General features: G+C 43.1%; 13 protein-coding genes, 13 tRNA genes, 1 rRNA gene and 1 pseudogene. 24 read left to right on the forward strand and 4 right to left on the reverse strand.

Going from position 1 to position 20708, the window contains the following annotated elements; all coding sequences use genetic code 11:
* From I6N90_RS20760 to I6N90_RS20805, 10 genes are all read left to right on the forward strand, one after another.
* A 23S ribosomal RNA gene (locus I6N90_RS20760) occupies window positions 1-788 on the forward strand; the annotation flags it as partial.
* Between the two features lie 162 nt (window positions 789-950).
* Window positions 951-1026: transfer RNA gene (locus I6N90_RS20765), tRNA-Asn, on the forward strand.
* Window positions 1027-1031: 5 nt separating this feature from the next.
* Window positions 1032-1107 (forward strand) — tRNA-Thr (locus tag I6N90_RS20770).
* 59 nt (window positions 1108-1166) lie between these two features.
* Window positions 1167-1241: transfer RNA gene (locus I6N90_RS20775), tRNA-Glu, on the forward strand.
* A 5-nt stretch (window positions 1242-1246) separates the two neighbouring features.
* Window positions 1247-1322 (forward strand) — tRNA-Val (locus I6N90_RS20780).
* A 10-nt stretch (window positions 1323-1332) separates the two neighbouring features.
* A tRNA-Gln gene (locus I6N90_RS20785) sits at window positions 1333-1406 on the forward strand.
* 12 nt (window positions 1407-1418) lie between these two features.
* A tRNA-Lys gene (locus tag I6N90_RS20790) sits at window positions 1419-1494 on the forward strand.
* Window positions 1495-1517: 23 nt separating this feature from the next.
* Window positions 1518-1600, forward strand: a tRNA-Leu gene (locus I6N90_RS20795).
* Between the two features lie 582 nt (window positions 1601-2182).
* Window positions 2183-3496: a hemolysin family protein gene (locus I6N90_RS20800; protein ID WP_197937599.1), complete on the forward strand. Its 1314-nt coding sequence runs from the start codon at window positions 2183-2185 to the stop codon at window positions 3494-3496.
* A gap of 473 nt (window positions 3497-3969) precedes the next feature.
* Window positions 3970-4052, forward strand: a tRNA-Leu gene (locus I6N90_RS20805).
* Window positions 4053-4243: 191 nt separating this feature from the next.
* Here I6N90_RS20805 and I6N90_RS25490 read toward each other — a convergent pair.
* Both I6N90_RS25490 and I6N90_RS20815 read right to left on the reverse strand, forming a co-directional pair.
* Window positions 4244-4339: pseudogene (locus I6N90_RS25490) on the reverse strand (hypothetical protein); the annotation flags it as partial.
* Between the two features lie 12 nt (window positions 4340-4351).
* The gene (locus I6N90_RS20815) at window positions 4352-4492 is read right to left on the reverse strand and encodes a hypothetical protein (protein ID WP_197937600.1); all 141 of its coding nucleotides are present in this window, start codon (window positions 4490-4492) and stop codon (window positions 4352-4354) included.
* A 45-nt stretch (window positions 4493-4537) separates the two neighbouring features.
* On the opposite strand from I6N90_RS20815, the gene I6N90_RS20820 reads away from it, so the two are divergent.
* Window positions 4538-4735, forward strand: coding sequence for an anti-sigma factor (locus I6N90_RS20820; RefSeq protein WP_197937601.1), 198 nt, complete (start codon window positions 4538-4540; stop codon window positions 4733-4735).
* Between the two features lie 91 nt (window positions 4736-4826).
* A tRNA-Leu gene (locus I6N90_RS20825) sits at window positions 4827-4909 on the forward strand.
* Between the two features lie 40 nt (window positions 4910-4949).
* Here the strand turns inward: I6N90_RS20825 and I6N90_RS20830 are convergent.
* Complete coding sequence (locus I6N90_RS20830; protein ID WP_332262488.1) at window positions 4950-5351, reverse strand: DUF2203 domain-containing protein; 402 nt, start codon at window positions 5349-5351, stop codon at window positions 4950-4952.
* A 144-nt stretch (window positions 5352-5495) separates the two neighbouring features.
* On the opposite strand from I6N90_RS20830, the gene I6N90_RS20835 reads away from it, so the two are divergent.
* The 6 genes from I6N90_RS20835 to I6N90_RS20860 all read left to right on the forward strand — a co-directional run bounded on the left by I6N90_RS20835 (window position 5496) and on the right by I6N90_RS20860 (window position 9872).
* Complete coding sequence (locus I6N90_RS20835; protein ID WP_197937602.1) at window positions 5496-8348, forward strand: phosphodiester glycosidase family protein; 2853 nt, start codon at window positions 5496-5498, stop codon at window positions 8346-8348.
* A 157-nt stretch (window positions 8349-8505) separates the two neighbouring features.
* Window positions 8506-9363, forward strand: coding sequence for an ABC transporter ATP-binding protein (locus tag I6N90_RS20840; RefSeq protein WP_197937603.1), 858 nt, complete (start codon window positions 8506-8508; stop codon window positions 9361-9363).
* Between the two features lie 154 nt (window positions 9364-9517).
* Window positions 9518-9592: transfer RNA gene (locus I6N90_RS20845), tRNA-Gly, on the forward strand.
* A 7-nt stretch (window positions 9593-9599) separates the two neighbouring features.
* Window positions 9600-9676, forward strand: a tRNA-Arg gene (locus tag I6N90_RS20850).
* Window positions 9677-9711: 35 nt separating this feature from the next.
* A tRNA-Pro gene (locus tag I6N90_RS20855) sits at window positions 9712-9788 on the forward strand.
* Between the two features lie 10 nt (window positions 9789-9798).
* Window positions 9799-9872 (forward strand) — tRNA-Gly (locus I6N90_RS20860).
* 1141 nt (window positions 9873-11013) lie between these two features.
* Here I6N90_RS20860 and I6N90_RS20865 read toward each other — a convergent pair.
* The gene (locus I6N90_RS20865; protein ID WP_197937604.1) at window positions 11014-11454 is read right to left on the reverse strand and encodes a hypothetical protein; all 441 of its coding nucleotides are present in this window, start codon (window positions 11452-11454) and stop codon (window positions 11014-11016) included.
* 920 nt (window positions 11455-12374) lie between these two features.
* Between I6N90_RS20865 and ppc the strand changes: the two genes are divergently transcribed.
* The 6 genes from ppc to I6N90_RS20895 all read left to right on the forward strand — a co-directional run bounded on the left by ppc (window position 12375) and on the right by I6N90_RS20895 (window position 20704).
* On the forward strand, window positions 12375-15179 hold the full coding sequence (ppc, locus tag I6N90_RS20870) for a phosphoenolpyruvate carboxylase (RefSeq protein WP_197937605.1): 2805 nt from the start codon (window positions 12375-12377) through the stop codon (window positions 15177-15179).
* A 376-nt stretch (window positions 15180-15555) separates the two neighbouring features.
* Window positions 15556-16680 carry a S1C family serine protease gene (locus I6N90_RS20875; protein ID WP_197937606.1) on the forward strand — a complete coding sequence of 375 codons (1125 nt, stop codon included), beginning with the start codon at window positions 15556-15558 and terminating at the stop codon, window positions 16678-16680.
* 211 nt (window positions 16681-16891) lie between these two features.
* A complete protein-coding gene (gene sigW / locus I6N90_RS20880) occupies window positions 16892-17458 on the forward strand; it encodes an RNA polymerase sigma factor SigW (protein WP_197937607.1) in 567 nt (188 codons plus the stop codon).
* Between the two features lie 98 nt (window positions 17459-17556).
* Window positions 17557-18207, forward strand: coding sequence for a zf-HC2 domain-containing protein (locus I6N90_RS20885; RefSeq protein ID WP_232243216.1), 651 nt, complete (start codon window positions 17557-17559; stop codon window positions 18205-18207).
* Between the two features lie 171 nt (window positions 18208-18378).
* A complete protein-coding gene (gene cdaA / locus I6N90_RS20890) occupies window positions 18379-19212 on the forward strand; it encodes a diadenylate cyclase CdaA (RefSeq protein WP_197937608.1) in 834 nt (277 codons plus the stop codon).
* Between the two features lies 1 nt (window position 19213).
* Window positions 19214-20704: a CdaR family protein gene (locus I6N90_RS20895; protein WP_197937609.1), complete on the forward strand. Its 1491-nt coding sequence runs from the start codon at window positions 19214-19216 to the stop codon at window positions 20702-20704.
* Window positions 20705-20708 lie beyond the last annotated feature (4 nt).

Consider the following 20708-nt stretch of genomic DNA (forward strand, 5'->3'; position numbering starts at 1 on the left):
GATCTGTACAGGATAGGTGGGAGCCTTTGAAGCATGAGCGCCAGCTTGTGTGGAGGCGACGTTGGGATACCACCCTGATCGTATCGGAGTTCTAACCTACTACCGTGAAACCGGTAGAGGGACCGTGTCAGGCGGGCAGTTTGACTGGGGCGGTCGCCTCCTAAAATGTAACGGAGGCGCCCAAAGGTTCCCTCAGAATGGTTGGAAATCATTCGAAGAGTGCAAAGGCATAAGGGAGCTTGACTGCGAGACCTACAAGTCGAGCAGGGACGAAAGTCGGGCTTAGTGATCCGGTGGTACCGAATGGAAGGGCCATCGCTCAACGGATAAAAGCTACCCTGGGGATAACAGGCTTATCTCCCCCAAGAGTCCACATCGACGGGGAGGTTTGGCACCTCGATGTCGGCTCATCGCATCCTGGGGCTGAAGTAGGTCCCAAGGGTTGGGCTGTTCGCCCATTAAAGCGGTACGCGAGCTGGGTTCAGAACGTCGTGAGACAGTTCGGTCCCTATCTGTCGCGGGCGTAGGAAATTTGAGAGGAGCTGTCCTTAGTACGAGAGGACCGGGATGGACGTACCGCTGGTGTACCAGTTGTTCCGCCAGGAGCACCGCTGGGTAGCCAAGTACGGACGGGATAAGCGCTGAAAGCATCTAAGCGTGAAGCCCCCCTCAAGATGAGATTTCCCAGTATGTAAGACCCCTTGAAGACGACGAGGTTGATAGGTTCGGGGTGGAAGTGCAGTAATGTACGGAGCTGACGAATACTAATCGGTCGAGGGCTTATCCTAATACGCTTATATAGGCCATACAACTTATAAGCAAACAGCTAAAGACATTCAAGCAAGATCTTTCGTATCCAGTTTTCAGGGCGCAAACTTTGTTTGTACTTTGAAGCTCAGTTCTTTTGCAATTGAAGCTCGTGGATCATTTCTTATTGAAATGTGCATTGTTCCCTGATAGCTCAGTTGGTAGAGCACTCGACTGTTAATCGAGTTGTCACAGGTTCGAGTCCTGTTCGGGGAGCCATTATTGCTCTCATAGCTCAGTAGGTAGAGTGCATCCATGGTAAGGATGAGGTCACCGGTTCGATCCCGGTTGAGAGCTCCAGTTCTTTACTGAACAAATCCTGATTTCATGCGAAGGACAAGTTGTTTCACTTTTAGTTAGGCCCGTTGGTCAAGTGGTTAAGACACCTCCCTTTCACGGAGGTAACAGGGGTTCGAGTCCCCTACGGGTCACCATTTATGGAGGATTAGCTCAGCTGGGAGAGCATCTGCCTTACAAGCAGAGGGTCGGCGGTTCGATCCCGTCATCCTCCACCATACCGTTCGCTGGGGTTTAGCCAAGCGGTAAGGCAACGGACTTTGACTCCGTCATCCTAGGTTCGAATCCTGGATCCCCAGCCATTTTCTTAGTAAGAGCCATTAGCTCAGTTGGTAGAGCACCTGACTTTTAATCAGGGTGTCGAAGGTTCGAGTCCTTCATGGCTCACCAGTTTATTTACCGGTAAGACCCACGCGCGTATGGCGGAATTGGCAGACGCACTAGACTTAGGATCTAGCGGGCGACCGTGGGGGTTCAAGTCCCTCTACGCGCACCATACATGAGAAAACCCTTCTGATAGAAGGGTTTTTTGCTGTCTATTTTTTCGTATTCCTTTTGTTTTCTTATCCCGTATAAATCCTCCTCACAAATAATTTCTAATTCCTAATGCAACCTAATGAACACAGGCATGTTTTTTTCACTAAATAGCTACAATATTGCACTTACAATCCGAGCATAATATGCTTTTTTGAAGAATAAGTACATAAATGCGCTTAAAATAAAAAGATGGTAAGTCAACTTCGAATACAAGAGGATATTTACGTTTAGATTTCAATAAAAGAAGGTTTCTTTGAAGAATAAGTACATTATTACTCTTAGAAACTGACAATGAAGTATGTTCCATATACGTTTAAATTGATTCAGATACTTGAATTCGTAAGAAAAGCTGGATATTTGACGAGTTGATCAATTTTATTCATTTCATCCTTTGTTGAATAGATGTTGCTTTTGTTGTCATAATAAACGAATTGGGGCAAAAGTTATAATCAATGAAACGACTTCCGAAAATTAACGTATTAAATAGTTCATTTAATGAATGAAATATACGGAGGTGAATCCCTCAGCTTGAGGGAACTAGTTGGACTTATCAATCATAATTAACTTACTGCTCGTACTATTATTAATTGTGTTAACGGCCTTTTTTGTCGCATCAGAGTTTGCAGTTGTTAAGGTAAGGATGTCGAGGATTGATCAGTTAATTTCGGAAGGTAACAAAAAAGCGATTGCAGCTAAACGATTAGTAACTGAACTTGATTATTACTTATCAGCATGTCAATTAGGTATAACGGTTACGGCTCTTGGGCTTGGTGCACTTGGTGAACCAACCATCGAGAAAATATTGCACCCTCTTTTCCAAACTTGGGGCATCTCGGACGCATGGGCTACTCCGATATCTTACATGTTGGCACTCTCATTGATGACATTTCTACATGTTGTATTCGGCGAACTTGCTCCTAAGACGCTTGCCATTCAATATGCAGAACGTATGACTTTGTTGCTTGCAAGACCGTTAGTGTTGTTTGGTAAAGTGTTATTTCCGTTAATATGGTTGCTGAATGGTTCTGCTCGTCTGTTTCTTCGCATATTCGGGGTACAACCTGCAGGGCATGAACAAGCCCATTCTGAGGAAGAATTAAAGATTATTATGACTCAGAGCTTTAATAGTGGAGAGATCAACCAAACCGAACTTTCATATATGCAAAATATTTTTGCATTCGATGAAAGAGTTGCTAAGGATATTATGGTACCGCGTATGCAAGTTGTTGCAATTGATGAGTTAATTGAAAAGGATGACCTTTTGGAAATTATCGACGCTAATCGATATACTCGTTATCCTGTTACACAGAATGGCGATAAAGATAAAATTATTGGCTTTTTAAATGCAAAGGAACTTGCAATAAATTTAGTACTTAAGCGACCGATGCATATGGCAAGTCATATTCATGAAATAGATGCAATCCATGAAACTGCACCTTTGCAGGACGTACTTTTGAAGATGCAGAAGAAGGGTACACCGATATCTCTTGTTATCGATGAATATGGAGGTACGGCAGGTATCATTACGATGGAAGATATTTTGGAAGAAATCGTTGGTGAAATTCGTGATGAGTTTGATAACGATGAAGTTCCTGATATCGTGAAGCTAAAGGATCATGTGTATCATTTCAGCGGACGTGTATTGTTAAGTGATATTGAGGCCCAATTTGGTCTAACGTTTGATAACAGCCACAATGTAGATACAATAGGTGGATGGCTACAGATTCAACTCCTTTCGCTTGACGAGGAGCCAGTACCTATTCATCAGGGTGAGCATGTATGGCATATCATTAAGATGGACAATCATCAGATCTTACAGGCATCACTTACGTTACATGTTGAGAGTTCCGAATAAATAACACACTCCAATTTCTTATTTAAAAAGATGCACAAACTGAGGTTAGTTTGTGCGTCTTTTTTATATTAAGTATGAATGAGAGGCTTAATATCCTTACAATGAGGGATGCGTTACTTGAAACGTACAGCAGGTTAATGCTTCCTTGAAAAGAGGACGTAGGTTCCGTTAATTATATATAAATGCATCAAAAAGACACACAGATTCCGCTAGTTAGCCTAAATAATGCTTAAAACATGGCATTTTTTAAAATAAGAGATCCTGTGTCCTTGTAAATTTTATAACTAATCTTTTTGCAAAAATAAGAGATCTGGTGTCCTCTCATATACTTTTCTTATTTGAAGACTTAAAATAGTGTAATTCATTTATCATTATGTTGTTTTTAAGTGTTCGTAATAAAGTTTAAATTTTTTTAAAAGTGGGCTTGCAAAGCAATCGAGAATTGTGTATTATATAAATCTAGGCAATAACACGCGCGTATGGCGGAATTGGCAGACGCACTAGACTTAGGATCTAGCGGGCGACCGTGGGGGTTCAAGTCCCTCTACGCGCACCATTCATGAAAAAAACCTTCTGATAGAAGGTTTTTTTGCTGTTTATTAACTTTATTAATAAGCTTCAATGATCAACTCTAAGATCGTGAGTAGCAATTCATAAAGAAAGAGCAAGTCATTGTTAGATGATGGCTTGCTCTTTTGGCGTTTTAAGGTCCATAACTTAGCGAGTGAGGAAAGTATAGAAACGTAATTAGTGTTTGTGAGCTGTTTCTTCAGCTTTAGTTAGCGTAACACTCCATGTGGGTTGATCCCACTTCACATCCCAACCAAGTAATTCAGAAGCGAAACCTAGGGGTACTTATGTACGGCCTTTTGTAATAAAAACGTTGTCGTCAACTTTCCTCTTTGTTCCATTAAGAGTCATCCAATCAGAGTCGATCCAGAAGATCGCGATATTTTCGCCTGTTTTGACAGATAGTACGGGTACACATTTACTCATACAAGCAGAGAAACTTCCGGAGTTTAAAAATCAGAAGCTTATCAGGTGTGGTTATTGAAGGAAGGGCAACCTCACAATGCTGGAACATTTTTAGTACAAGATGGAACTGTTGCGTTAAAGTTCACGTTTGAGCCGAGTGAATATGACACTGTCGCTATTACACATGAACCTGATGCGGGGGAAATCAGTCGCGAGGGGGAAATTGTATTAGCTGCGGCATTCATGAATGAAATACGATCGTAGGATGCAGAGATTGTTTTGGCTAAAATATTTTTTAATTTGTACTTGCAATGGGTGAATGCACGTGATATATTATAGATCTAAAGCATTTTACGCGCGTATGGCGGAATTGGCAGACGCACTAGACTTAGGATCTAGCGGGCGACCGTGGGGGTTCAAGTCCCTCTACGCGCACCATTCATGAAAAAACCCTTCTGATAGAAGGGTTTTTTGCTGTTTATTTTGCGTCTGGATGACGTCTTCTTCCCACAAATCCATCGTTCCAGCCGTGATAATGAGTAATTTGATCTTCGCCTTCTTTCCAACAAAGAAGAACCTCTTCTCCATCAACAATAGCTGGGAAGTCCATTAGACCAGGATGAATCATTTTTAAAAGTACACCTTTACGTGTAATATTCCCCATATACAAACTAAATTCCATTTGCATAAAATCGAGCTTTCCCTCCAGCTCAAACAAAGGATCATCAGATCCTGCGACATTATTTGCTTTTACCTTGCGGTAAGAGATGTAATGCTCTTCGATCTGTTTGGTCATAAGTTGTAATTGCTGCAATTCTAGTTTGATCTGTGGCAGCAATTCATTGGCTTCCTCTAATGTAAACCTTTTGTTAGACAACATACATCCACTCCTTGCTCCCAAGTGTACTAAAACATAGACCTAAAATTCAAATAGAGTTTTTATTACACTGAAAATTGATGTGGATATGGCCGATATAGTTCTAGTTAACTATAATTTGCATTAATGGTGGGGGTACTTCGGACTATGTTAGTAAAAAGAGAGAGACGTTGGATTCGTAGAATAGCTATAGCGGTAGCTGTAGCGATTGGTTGCAGCTCTATAGGTGTGGGTGGAGACATGCGGTCATTGCAGAGAGACAATGTTGCAGAAGCGGTCGGACACAATGGGCATCAAAACAAAGATATTTTCGTCGATAAAAAGGTAAATAGTGCTACTCAAGTTAAAAGTGAGTTTAAAACAGAAGTTGAATATTGGCGCTATGCAATGGACGGGGTACTAAACAGACCGTTAGTATTGGCGAACGGTTTGTTATTTTTGACGACCGAAAATGGATTAATTTCTGTAGTTGATAAAGATGGTAAACAACATTGGAGTAAAAATCAATATACAGGTTTAACTGCACCTTCAGCAAATAAACAAGGGGATATATGGATTGCCGGAAATAGCGCCAGACTCTATCGCTACTATGATAGTAAAGGCAACGGTGTGATGGCGGGTATGTACTATTTCCAAAAGAAGACGGAGGGGCTAATGCCGTCGGCTGTAACTGTAGATGGTGAAGGAAGACCTTATTTCACTTATGAGCACGCAGTTCTATCGCTGAATGCAAGTGAAGATAAGGAAATGTATCTGTTGCCTGTAGGGGTCAAGGTCATATCTTTGGTGCCGGCAAATAAGGGTGTTTACGCGTTAGGCAGTGATGGTAGCTTGTACGTTATTGATGGGAGCAAGCTGTTCTGGAAGGTTGTTTTGGTTGAAGGGCTGTCGAAAGTAGAACTAGGCAGTATGGATGAGAAAAATGTACAAAATGAGGAAGCGGAGTTTGTTGAGACGAATGTGAAGGATGAGTTGGGAGCGGCGTCTTTGGCAGGGGAATCGGGCGATAGCTTGCAGCAGATATCGAAGCAAGGTACGCAGTCGCGAGATGCAAAGCAAGAAGTGACAGATGTGAAGGGCGATAGTATGCAACTGTCAAAGCTAAGCGAAGAGTCACAAGAAGCTAAGCAAGAAGTGGCAAAAGTGAAGGACGATAGGGTGCAACTGTCGGAGCCAGGTGCAGAGTCGCAGGAAGCAAAGCAAGAAGAGGCAAATGCGAAGGACGAAAAGGTAGAGCTAGACAAGTCGCTGCAGATTGCTGAGGTGCAGAAGGCGAAGCTTGCCGCCGATGGAACGGGCGGCATCGTGCTTATGGCGGGCAAGACGCTCGCAGCTTACGATGCGGACGGCAAAGTCCGCTTCGTTCGCGAGCTGGCGGCGGAGCCCGCCGGAGGTTGGACGTCCCCGGTAGTTATTCCCGGGGACGATGGTTCGATCATTGCCGCTGAGCTTAGCGGCAATGCAGTTGTGTCGCTCCGCCTCCGCGACGGGGCGGAGCGGTGGCGCAAAAGCGTAAGCGGGGCTGGTGGCTTCGGCCCCGCGGCGCTTACGCCGGATAGCTCTAGCGGCCAAATTTTGGCCGCTAGTCGCTCCGGCGCCGTGCATGCGATCGATGGCGGAGCCGGCATGATCGCACACAGCTTTAAGCACGCCGCGAGCGCTGCGGGCGGCGTTGTTGCCCTTGGCGGCGGACGGATCGCTTATGCGTCCGCCAAGCAATTGGTCGCGGCGGGGTCGTATCGGCCCGTCGCGGTAACGTATGCGGCAGCGGTGCTGAAGCTGCCGATTGGTACGAGGCTGCTGCTCTCGGACAAGCTGAAACTTTCTGCTCCAGTTGCAGTGAGTTATCGCTCAGACAATAGCAAGATTGTTCGCATTAGCCCAGATAGTATCGTGACGCCAATCGCAGTTGGCAAAACTAATTTGATCATCGATGTTACAACGTCAGGCTACAGGGGCCAGCTCAAGCTTCCTGTTGAAATAACAGCTACGACATCTAAGCTAAAATCGACTGCTGCCTCTAAGAAGATTAAGCTGGGTTCTGGCCAATCATTTTCTATTCAGACCGTCAACATCCCGAAAAGCATGCCAATGACGCTAGGAGTAGCCCAACGATCTGTTGGCAAGTCGCAAGGACTTTCAGCTATAGCGAAAGCTTATGGTGCAGAAGCAGCAATTAACGGTACTTTCTTCTCTGCTTATGATGGATTGCCTGAGCCCTATGGAATGATGATGTCGAATGGCAAGTTAGATTTTATCGGAAATATGGGAACGACCATCGGTTTTACATGGGATGGTACAGTTTTAATGGATAGTTTGCGTGCGAAAATTATAGGCGGAACAAAGGGTTCATTTTCCCACCCGAATAACTGGTATGCCTATTTCGTTAATCGGACACCACAAAAGGGGAAAGCAACTGCAACGATGTTTACTCCGGCACGTGGACCGAAAATTGGATTCAACTTCGGTTCTTCCGTTACGGTCCGCAATGGTATCGTTACAAGAAAGGACAAAAATGTAAACGTCTCTATACCAAGCGATGGATATGTACTTGTATTTGCAGGTGCTGAAGAGAAGCTCGCTGACCGTTTTAAGGAAGGCATTAAAGTAGACTACAAGCTAGAAACTAAAAATATGAGCGGCAAAACGGTGGGCTGGTCTCGAGTACATACAGCCGTCGGAGCGGGCCCAAGACTTGTGAAAGATGGAAAGCTCGCTGTTAATGGTGCACAAGAAGGATTTACTGAGGCGGAAATTTTAAAGGGCTCAGCTGCAAGAAGCGGTATTATCGTTGAAAAAGATGGAACCATAATTATCGCGACTGTACCTTCTGCGACGATGAAGCAATGGGGAGAAATCATGTTGAAGCTGGGAGCTCATCAGGCGATGAACTTAGATGGAGGTGCTTCATCTGGCATGTACGGAGGTGGCAAGGTGATTACAACACCTGGCCGTTTAATTAGTAATGTACTCGTATTTGGAAATTCATTGAAATGGTAATGATGGGTGTGAATTTCTAGTTTTCTCATATTATAAGGGATCATTTTAATTGACAATCGTTCTGAGAACAATTATCATTAAAGGGAATTTGATAATCGTTATCACCACTAAGGATACAAAGTCTGCGGAAGCGCAGCAGAAGGAGAGTGCTTGTCACATGATTCGTTTGACGACTTCCGATCTCGACATTGCGTATGATGATCGTCTCATTGTCCAAAATTTAAATATTGCTATACCCCAAGGTAAAATCACAGCACTCGTAGGAGCTAATGGCTCTGGTAAATCTACAATTTTGAAGACGATGGCTAGGATTATGAATCCTTCTAAAGGCAATGTTTTGTTGGATGGTAAGTCTATTCATAAGCAATCTACGAAGGAAGTGGCGAAGCAACTCGCAATTTTGCCGCAAAATCCGACAGCACCAGATGGACTCACAGTAGCGGAACTTGTATCATATGGTCGTTTCCCATACCAAAAGGGATTCGGTTCGATGTCAAAAGAAGATCGCAGCATCGTCCAATGGTCGATTGAAGCAACAGGAATGGGTGATTTCGCAGATCGTCCAGTTGATCATCTCTCTGGAGGTCAACGTCAACGTGCGTGGATCGCTATGGCTCTTGCACAAGAGACTGATATTTTGTTCCTGGATGAGCCTACGACGTTTCTAGATATGGCCCACCAGCTTGAAGTGCTCCATCTTTTGCAAAAACTTAATGAGATGAACAATAGAACGATTGTTATGGTTGTCCATGACTTGAACCATGCAACGCGCTATGCTCATCATATGATTGCCATCAAAAATGGTGTAGTTAGTGGAGAAGGTTCTCCAATCGAAGTAGTTACCCCGGATATTATGCGTGAAGTATTTAATATAGAAGCGGACATTGTCCCAGATCCAAGAACGGGTGTGCCTTTATGTTTGCCATTTGCTTTGGCGGCAGCTCCAGTAGCTGATAAAGTGATTGTGAACACTGCTCCCAAGAAGCAAAAAGAGCTTGCTGCAGCAGGCGCATAGCCTTACATAAAACCCTCATTCTGTAGCCAGAATGAGGGTTTTAAAAAAAGTTTAATTATTTTTTAAAAAAGAGTTGCATTCTGTTTTGAAAGGTGATATATTATTACTTGTCGCCGCAATGAACAATGAATTGCAAGACGAAAGAAAATATCGCGCGGAAGTGGCTCAGCGGTAGAGCATCGCCTTGCCAAGGCGAGGGTCGCGGGTTCGATTCCCGTCTTCCGCTCCATAATTGTGCGGCCTTAGCTCAGCTGGATAGAGCGTTTGACTACGAATCAAAAGGCCAGGAGTTCGAATCTCTTAGGCCGCGCCATTTCCACAACAAAGTGGTTAAAATGTATATTTTCACGGGATGTAGCTCAGCTTGGTAGAGCACCTGGTTTGGGACCAGGGGGTCGCATGTTCAAATCGTGTCATCCCGACCATATAATTTTTGCGGGTGTAGTTCAATGGTAGAACTTTAGCCTTCCAAGCTAATAGCGTGGGTTCGATTCCCATCACCCGCTCCAGTATCTTAAGAGCCAAAGTCTTGTGTAAACAAGGCTTTTTTTGTTTTTATTTTTCAGTATAGGAATAACTCGTCCCCTAGTTTGGGACGGAAATGGGGCCAATTAATCATTTATTGGATTAGGTTATTTCCACCCATCGAATAATCAGCTAGTTTGCCAAAAAAGTTAAGCCCGCGAACCTTGATGGTCGGTGGGCTATTTACATTAAGAGGCTATCCATCTAATTCGCATTATCGATATAAATTTTTCCTGAATACTTGAAGATTAACTGTCAAAATACATAGATTTAAAGAGTTGAAACTGGCATGTATTGGCTAGTCTCACGAACTAATCATTTATTCTAAGCTCATTCCTTTCTTTTGAAATTTGAGGAATGAGGATGATATCAATTTGATATTTAATACTTCAGGCTGTCGAGAAAGTCTCGACAGCCATCTTTACATTCAGATCATTAGTACGAATATTATAGGCCCAAGCAATGACGCGGCTCTCTAATAGAGAAACCGAGTCAGAAAGATGCGAATAATTACACATTTTGTGATTTTATAATGGCAGTTGAGTGATTTTAGTTATTTTAATAAGTCCAAATGTTTATATAACTCCATGTGCTGTTTGAAGGACCAAGCACTAATGTCAGTTTTTTCATCGATTTTTTCATGAACATTCACCTTCCCATTGATAAGTTTTGGACTGCCAAAAACGCGTATGAATTCTCTCCTACTACTTTCACCTCCATTCAGTTAATATCAACCTGTCTATCCATAGATGACGATCATCACTTATCAGATGACGGTCATTTCGTATAGTTAGTCCAAAAAAGAAGATTTTAGAAAAACATGTACGTGGTGATGATCGGTAAAACGATTAATTCAAAAACGCAAACACAACCTTGAAGACCTTCAGGGTTGTGTTTGCGAGACATAATTGTTAGTGGCTAGTGATACGAATGTGTCACTCAGTCTTTTTTAGAAAAGATTGAGCTGTGCTAAGACAAACTGCGTATGCTTGCTGAGGTATATGACGACGAAGGTGTGCAGATGTCATTAACGGTGGAGTGATTTTTGTGAGGGATCAATACAATATTTGATTATAAGTAAATTTCTGATCTTCTATGTTGAATACCTAACTGTAATGCATAGTCTTAGTTGTAGTTATGGTCCCAAGTCCAAGCATGTAAATTACTCCATGTGCTTCCCGGAGGAGCTATAAAAGTGACTTTATAAATTCCCGTTGAGAGATTTGGTTGATTCATGTGCTGTCTAAATCCACCATCAACAAAAGATTGGCTTTGACCATTCGCAAGGACAGGCATATGATCCCCTTGAACATTGACCCAAGTGCCATCATTACGTAGCGCCCAAACTAAAAAATATACAAATGAAATGCCATCAGGTCCATATGCCTGTGATGCAGGGATTGTTACATTTCCGCTAACTGACATTTCACCACTTTGTAAATATTGCTGACCTAAATATACTTCTTGAATGACGTCGCCTGATGCCGAAGCCGTTGCGCTGAGCGAGAACATAAGTATCATTGTAGCCATCAGCACCAAAGTCAGTTTTTTCATCGAATTTTTCATAAACAATCACCTTCCCATTCATAGGTTTTGGAATGCCAGGAACGCATTTTGGATCGTTTCTACTTAAATCTGTTTTTCATAAAGCTACATTTACATTTGCTTGCCAATCCTAATTGAATTAGCAGCGCATAGGTACTTTTTCACCTCCGTTCAATAAATTTCAACTTGATATCCTTAATCAAAGATGGTGCTAATTGATCATAGCGTAAACAATCGGATGAGATAAGTACCATAATACACATAACCTAATACCTAATCATTGCTTGTTTTTGATGACGATCGTCACTTATCATATGGCAGTCATTTTTCATAAAGTTGTTCGATAAAGAAGAAAAAATGTTAATTGTAGAAACTCATGCGCATGGGAGGTGATCGGTAAAACGTTTAGATTAGGATACAGATATAGATAATTGTACGAATTGAATGAAAGAGGTTTAATAAGATTACCTAAAGTACTTTATGGCCAAAAGAGTTATCAGGAGTAAAATAGAGATAACAGTACTTTTGATGCGATTGTTAATCTGCACCCCTGAGGTGAATGCCAGTGAAGACGACATTCAAACTTGCTCGGATGATCACCCACGCTCGATGTTTCAAGTTGTGTTTCGTTATTTCGCAGCGTGAAAAGAAGCGTTACGGATTCAGGTTTTTGTAAATAAAATATTGGTATTGAATAGGCTATCTTTAGCTATGGAGAAATGCAATTTTTCATCAATCATATTGTTGAATTAGTCAGAATAATGCAAAGTCTTACGCTGCAGGGCTTCAACGTAGTAGTTTTTTGTAGTATGATGGTAGGAGTGATTACGCCATTAAATGAAACTGAGAGTAACCTTACGGAGTTGAACTAGGCATGTGCGCTAAGGATAAGCGGATGCTTTCAAAGTGAGTTTGCTGTACAGATTTGTAGGAGGAACGGTATGTCAGAACAATCTGTTTCATTAACAGCTGCTAGTCGAACACAAGCAAACAATTTGCTTAGACGAGATGTGCGATTCCTTGGGAACATTTTAGGTGAGGTATTGGTTCATCAAGGTGGACGGGAACTGCTTGATATCGTAGAGCAAATTCGTGAGCAAAGTAAAGCGCTTCGCGCTGAGTTTGTGCCGGAACTATTCGAACAATTTAAGTCTACAGTATCATCATTAAACCCTGATATTCGTCATCAGGTTATTCGTGCATTTGCCCTGTACTTCCAACTGGTTAACATTGCAGAGCAAAATCATCGAATTCGGCGGAAGCGGGACTACGAGGTTTCAACGGGTGAAGCTGTGCAGCGTGGATCAATCGAAAGTGCAGTTCAAGATTTGAAGGAACGCCAGGTTGATATTAACGATGTTAAAGATATTCTTGGTGGAATATCGCTTGAGCTAGTGATGACTGCCCATCCAACGGAAGCAACACGTCGTGCAGTGCTTGATATCCATAAACGGATTGCTGAAGATGTTATGTTACTTGATAATCCGACATTGACATTCCGTGAGCGTGAGAAGTTGAAAGAAAAGCTGATGAACGAAGTTTTGATTCTTTGGCAGACGGATGAGCTTCGCGACCGAAAACCGACTGTTATCGATGAAGTTCGTAATGGCTTGTACTATTTTGATGAGACGTTATTTGAAGTGTTACCAAGTGTTTATGAAGAGCTTGAGCGCTGCCTCAGCAAATATTATCCGGATGAGCACTGGCATGTGCCAGATTATCTGCGTTTTGGCTCATGGATCGGCGGCGACCGTGATGGTAACCCATCTGTTAAAGCGAATGTAACTTGGGAAACGTTGCAATTGCACCGCCAGCTGGCACTACGTAAATATGAAGAGAAGCTGAACGGTTTAGTTGACTTGCTAAGCTTCAGCACTAACTTGGTTACAGTCTCTGAGGAATTGACGGAGTCAATCCGTCTAGACCGCGAACATGTGGAGCTAAAGTGTGTGGAGCTGTGGCGCAATACGACGGAACCGTACCGTATTAAGCTTGGCTATATGCTTGAGAAGCTTGCAAATACACGTGATGAATCGCTTAAAGGCTCACCGATGCGTTATAACAGCCCTAATGAACTACGTGAAGATTTGCTTGTTATCGATCGCAGTTTGCGCAATCATTATGCAGATTACGTCGCAGATACAGATTTGGCTAAGTTAGTTCGTCAAGTTGAGTTGTTCGGATTCCATCTGATGGCATTAGATGTGCGTCAGCATAGTAAAGAGCATGAGAACGCTATGGCAGAAGTTTTGGCGAAAATGCACATTGTTGAAGACTATGCGTCCTTATCCGAGTCTGAGAAGACTGAGCTTCTACACAAACTTCTTAATGATCCTCGTCCGCTTACGTCGAGTCATCTAGATTATTCGGAATCGACACGTGAATGTTTGGACTTGTACCATACGATTTACCGTGCTCAAGGTGAGTTTGGCGAAAACTGTATCGGAAGTTACCTCATTAGTATGACGCAAGCTGCAAGCGATATGCTTGAAGTTATGGTATTTGCTAAAGAAGTAGGTTTGTTCCGCAAAGAAGCAAATGGTACTGTTAGTTGCACGCTTCAATCTGTACCTTTGTTTGAAACGATAGATGATTTACATGCGGCACCAGGTATTATGAAGGAGTTGTTCGAGCTTCCAGTCTACCGCCAGGCAGTAGAAGCAAGAGGGAACTTGCATGAAATTATGCTTGGTTATTCCGACAGTAATAAGGATGGCGGCGTTGTTACAGCGAACTGGGAGCTACGTGTAGCGCTTAAGGAAATAACAGCTGCAGCGAAGGAATATGATGTAAGGCTGAAGTTCTTCCATGGACGCGGCGGAGCACTTGGTCGTGGCGGTATGCCACTTAACCGTAGTATTTTAGCACAGCCACCTCATACAATTGGTGGGGGTATTAAGATTACGGAGCAAGGTGAAGTATTGTCCTCTCGTTATTCTATGCAAGGTATTGCATACCGAAGCTTGGAACAAGCAACGTGGGCACTTATTACAGCTGCTCGTATGGCGAAATACCCTGAGAAGGAATCGGCATCTGAGGCGGAGTGGGATGCAATCGCATGTTCAATCTCAGAAACGGCACTTAACAAATATCAAGATCTGATCTTCCGTGATCCAGACTTCCTGCAGTTCTTCAAAGAGTCTACACCATTACCAGAGGTTGGTGAACTGAACATCGGCTCACGTCCTTCCAAACGGAAGAACAGCGACCGCTTTGAAGATTTGCGTGCAATTCCATGGGTATTCGCATGGACGCAAAGCCGCTACTTGCTACCAGCATGGTATGCAGCAGGTACTGCGCTTCAGCAGTATGTATTGGATGAGCCGGAGAAGCTTGAGACGTTGAAGACAATGTATGAGCATTTCCCATTCTTCCGCTCGCTAATTGATAATCTGCAGATGGCACTTGCCAAATCAGATTTGCTCATCGCGAAGGAATATGCAACCATGATCAAGGACCATGGCGTTCGAGATCGGATTTTCACTCAAATCGAAACGGAGTTTGCACTAACTTCGAAATTGATTTTGAGTATTACAGGCCAAGAAGAGATTCTCGATAATGTGCCAGTCATTCAAGAATCTATTCGTTTGCGGAATCCGTACGTTGATCCGCTAAGCTATATGCAAGTACAGCTACTAACAGAGCTTCGTGAGCTACGCGACAATGACCAAGATGATCCTGAGTTGCTCCGCGAGGTGCTTCTTACGATCAACGGTATTGCAGCGGGTCTTCGGAACACGGGCTAATAGTTATTATTAAGGACCAGCTACGGAAATTTTTCCGTAGCTGTTTTTTTGATTTTAGAGATTGTTATTGTGTTGAAGTTAGTTTGCTTTCGAGCATGTGCGGGGCTTTCTAAACCGAAAAAGTCGGGTTAGCGTTGCGTCCGGTCTAATATTGGTCGGCGTAACCCGAGAAAATCGGGTTAGCGTTGTGTCTGGTCTAATATTGATCGGCGTAACCCGAGAAAATCGGGTTATAGGTGTACTTTTGCAAGAGGATAGCATTACTTCCCTATGTTTTATGTTACGTTTACTCCCACTTAAGACTACTTTAAGGTACAACCCCCATTATAGAGATATCAAATAGATCAGTTGATCATACATGGGAGGATGTTAACCAATGAGCAACGATAAACATGATTTCAAAACACTACACTCACAGAGCAGCACGAATGGTGAAACTTATGCGAGCAAAGATACCAATATAAATTCCGGCACATATGAAAGCTCGAATGCAAGCCATCAGTCAGTTGCGCCACAGTTCGAAGCCTATTATAGAGAAGTGGGACAAACTCGTCCTAAACGCAAAAAAAATAACCCAGCGATTGCAATGTTCGCGGCATTTCTGACAGGTGCACTTGTGATCGGTGGAGCGACTTATTCAGCGGATAAAGCGAACTTGTTTACCGGAGGAGTTACAGATAGTCGTTCGGCAAGTGGGATTGTAGCAAACGGTGGAGCGGGTAAGGACGCTGGACTTACGACAGCTTCGCTTACCACAAGTGAGGGTATTGCAAATATTTATGAACAAGCAAGTCCAGCGGTTGTAAAGATTGAAAACTATAAGGAAGCGCATCAGTCTGGAACGATGAGCGATATGTGGCTGCGTCAGTTTATGGGCGGAAATAACGGAAACGGTCAAAGTGAAGCAGAAAGAAACAGCATAGAAGGTCAGCAAGGTAATACTGGCGAGCTGGTGCTAAAGGGAGCGGGAACAGGATTCTTTTTTGATAAAGAAGGCTATATTTTGACCAATGAACATGTTATATCTGGTGCGTCGGAGGTACGGGTGACGGTGAGCGGAAGGGATGAGCCGCTAGTTGCCAAGGTGCTTGGAACGAGTAAGGAACTGGATTTAGCAGTACTAAAAGTTGAAAAGCCGGACGGGGGTAACTTTCCTGCACTTAAGCTAGGCGATTCTAATAAAACGAATATAGGTGATTGGGTCATTGCGATTGGCAATCCGTACGGCTTTGATCAGTCATTGACGATGGGTGTCCTTAGTGCGAAGGAACGTCCTATAACCATTCAGGATGAACAAGGAGTAGAACGGAAATTTGAACATCTGCTCCAGACGGATGCATCCATTAATCCCGGTAACTCTGGCGGACCTCTGCTAAATGAAAAAGGAGAAGTAATAGGAATCAATACGGCAGTAAATGCACAAGCACAAGGAATTGGCTTCGCGATTCCAACAACAACGATTACAAAGGTGCTTGAAGGGCTGAAATCGAATACGTTGTAAGAAAATGTAGGATCTGAACCTTCTTGAAGGCTCAGATCCTTATTTTTGCGAAAATAACTTCTATTAATAATGACTTCTTTCTCGTTGGTCTTGCTTTTTGAGTGCAGGTCGTTTACCATTTTTTTATGTAGTTGATAAACGTTTATTATTGTCGCAGAAACGACGATTATATAGATAGAAAGATGATAGGAACGTTTGGAGGAGTAAAAAGGTGAACGTGGTGGAGAACGGGCTTGCTCGATTAGCTCTTAAGGGCGATCAAGGGGCATTTGCAGAGCTAGTAGACTTATACCAAGACAAGCTCTTTCATATGGCTTACCGAATGCTGAACAATCGACAGGAAGCGGAAGATGTCGTACAGGACACTTTCCTTCGTGTACACAAAAATTTAGACCGGTTTGATGAAACGTTGAAATTTTCAACTTGGATTTACCGAATTGCTACGAATCTATGTATCGATCGACTTAGAAAGCGTAAACCTACGTATTCTCTGGATGCGGAGTCCCATGATTATGACGGTTTAGATGGGTATTCGATGATCCCAAGTGATAATCGAACGCCTGAGTCGGAGCTTATCCTTTCAGATACACAGCGGATTATTCATCAAGCAATGGAGTCGCTGCCACCTAAATACAAGTCAGTTATGATGTTAAGGTACATACAAGATATGTCGCTCCAAGAGGTAGGAGATATTCTCGGTATGCCGGTAACGACGATTAAGACGCGTGTGCACCGTGGTCGTGAGTTTTTGCGGAAGAAACTAGAACACCGATTATAATGGGGTAACAATTGATTTAAAATATTTGAAACATCACTCATTCTATTACGTATCCTATAACGAGATTAAAGCGAACGCACAAGCAACGGAAGAAAGGAATGGCTGCTATGGAATGTAAAGTTGCCATCGTCAAGATCCATCATTACTTGGACGGCGAGTTGCCACGTGAAGAAATAACACCTTTACAAGTGCATATGAATGCCTGTCCTGCTTGTCGCACTCGGTTTGAACAGCTAGAGAAGACAGACGCTGCTGCGTTCGTCGCCTTGGAAACGGTCAAGCTGACTGCGAATTTTGACGCTGCGGCATCCCAGCAATTGAAAGAACGTATTATGTCGCAACTACCGAAACAAAAGAAGAAAGAACGTAGTTCGTTTGTCCGTTTTCTGTATCGCTATCCCGGCATAACAGCGGCGGCTGTGTTTCTGCTAGTTATGATGGGCAGCTTCTTCGCATCATGGGAAGAAGATTCCAAGATGATTGTCTCAGGCGAGGATCTGCAGCATGTTGTCATTGACGGTAATACGGTCATCGTCCCTGCGGGCGTCCAGATTACTGGTAATTTGACGGTTGAGAATGGTAAGGTTGAAGTGCAAGGTTCCGTAGATGGCGATGTTACAGTCATTGACGGTTCGATGGTTCTTGCTTCAACTGGTCATATTGCGGGGCAAAGTAGAACGATTGATCAAGCACTTGATTGGTTCTGGTACAAAGTTACCTCCACTTTCGGTGTCGTTGTTTCAAAATAATCATAGTCGCTTCCCTCCAAAAGGGAAGCATTTTTTTTACTTTGGCAACTGTTCATAACTTTTTCTGAAAATAATTTTAAAATAAAGGATTTCCAATCCCATTTATAGAAAATAATAAGGTTGATATGCGATTATAGAGATAGTAAGTGATCTGCAGTTGGGGGTTGGCGCATGAGTTATTTTACAGATTCAACTTGGCATGATTGGTTAAAGGATATTATAGATATTGGTATCGTTAGTTTTATTATTTATAAAATGATTTTGTTAGTCCGTGGAACGCGTGCGGTACAGTTGTTAAAAGGAATTTTTGTACTTGTTGCAACTTGGGGCATTAGTACGTGGTTTAACTTATATACGCTTAAATGGTTAATGAATCAGTTGTTTACATTAGGTATCGTAACGGTAATGATTTTATTCCAGCCTGAGCTACGTCGTGTACTAGAGCAATTGGGCCGTGGCAACCTGTTTTCTCGTACTTATTCCCAAGAGAGAAACGCCGTAAGCGAACAGATCGAAGAGGTTATTCGCGCGGTTCAAAATATGTCCAAGCGTAAAGTCGGCGCATTGATCGTATTCGAGCGAAAGACAGGTGTTACCGAATTAATTGAATCTGGTATTGCAATGGAATCAAAAATTACATCGGAGCTGCTAATTAATATTTTTACACCGAATTCACCGTTACATGATGGAGCCGTCATTATTCGAGGGAATCAAATTATGGCTGCTGGCTGCTATTTGCCGCTGTCTGAAAATCCGTTTATAAGTAAGGAGTTAGGCACGCGTCATCGTGCTGCAATTGGCGTTAGTGAAGTTAGTGATGCATTGTCGGTCGTCGTGTCAGAGGAGACAGGGCAAGTTTCGTTATCCATTAATGGAATGATCGTTAGGGACATTAACGAAGAGTCACTTATTTCTAAGCTGTTCGAAGAACTCACAATGACATCGAACAATGGTCGAAAAGATAAAAGTTTGAAGATTGCGTTTTGGAAGCGGAAGGGAGAGTAACATGGACAAATGGCTAAGTCACCCCACCGCCCTTAAGATTATATCTGTCATTCTAGGGCTTCTATTATTTATAGTTGTACATATTGATCCACAAACATCACCACAAACGGTCACCTCGAATGTGGATACAAAAGTTATTGAGGCTGCAACAATTGTGCCGATGGGACTGGATGAGAAAAAGTACGTGCTGACGGCAATGGAGCCTACAGTCGCGCGTATCGTCGTTGAGGGGCGTATTACAAATTTACTTACGGCAACGAATGCCGATTATATTGTTAATGTTGATTTAACTCATGTGAGAGCAGGCATTCAAGAGCTTCCGCTAACGGTGAAGATGCCTAGAGGCATTAAAGAAGTTGAGTTGTCACCAAGGAAAGTAACCGTGCAAATCGAAGAGATTGTGAGCAAATCGTTTGATGTACAGGTCATTACTGAAGGTAAACCTGCGGCAGGATATGTGCTAGGCACACCAGAAGTTTTGACTGAAAACAGTGATGTCGTACAAGTAACATTGCCAAAGGATGACATGCTCAAAGTTGGTGCTGTAGCGGTAACGATGAATGTTGAAGGCCAAGATAAAACGGTCACGAACAAAAAGGCGAAAATAGTCGTCTATGATACTGAGGGGCAAGAAATTACGAATGCGAAGGTTGAACCAGCGACGCTACATGTGGAGACGAAGATCACACTCCCGTTCAAGCAAGTACCGATTCAGATCAGGTATTCCGGGAGTTTACCACAAAACTTAGGTCTAGTATCAGTTAAGCCAGCTCAGGATGACATAACCATTTATGCACATCAGAACGTACTTGATAAGGTCGATGTTTACGATGGAGTTGTTCTTGATCTCACGAAGGTGAAGGAGTCGGGAGCCTATAAAGTGAAGCCATCGCCAGTTGAAGGCATTCACTCGGTATCTCCTGGTGAGATTGAGCTTGAGGTTGTTGTCGAGAATGCTGCTACACGTGTTTTGAAAAACATACCCATCCTCATAGATGGGATTGCACAAGGATTAACGGCACAAGTAATGAATCCTGTGACAGGGACGATGGATCTGGAGATAAGTGGAGCGCAATCTGTTCTTAATCGTGTAAAGCTAACAGATATAGCTATCGTAGCCCCAGTTACGGGACTTGCTGTAGGGACACATACAGTGTCTCTCGAACTGGATTTGCCGCCGCTTGTGCAAACTGTTTTAACAAATGGACAATCTTTATCTGTTACAGTTGAGATTAAAGATGACTCTACATCTACCGAACAAGGTGGTGGAGGTGAAGAGCTTGAAGTTGGAGGAACGCCAACCGAAACACCTACAACAGGGACAGAAGAGGGCGGACAGACTGGTACTGGGACCGACGATGGAACGTCTAGAGGAAATGATACTGAGAGCAGCCCTCCGGCAAATGAAAGCGGGAGTGTCAATGGTAGCCCGGCTAGAAAAGATTCACTAACAATTGATGAAGTCACGAATAAATGGTACGCAATTTTATAAAAAT

The sequence above is a fragment of the Paenibacillus sp. GSMTC-2017 genome, from assembly GCF_016019935.1.
GTDB lineage: Bacteria > Bacillota > Bacilli > Paenibacillales > Paenibacillaceae > Pristimantibacillus.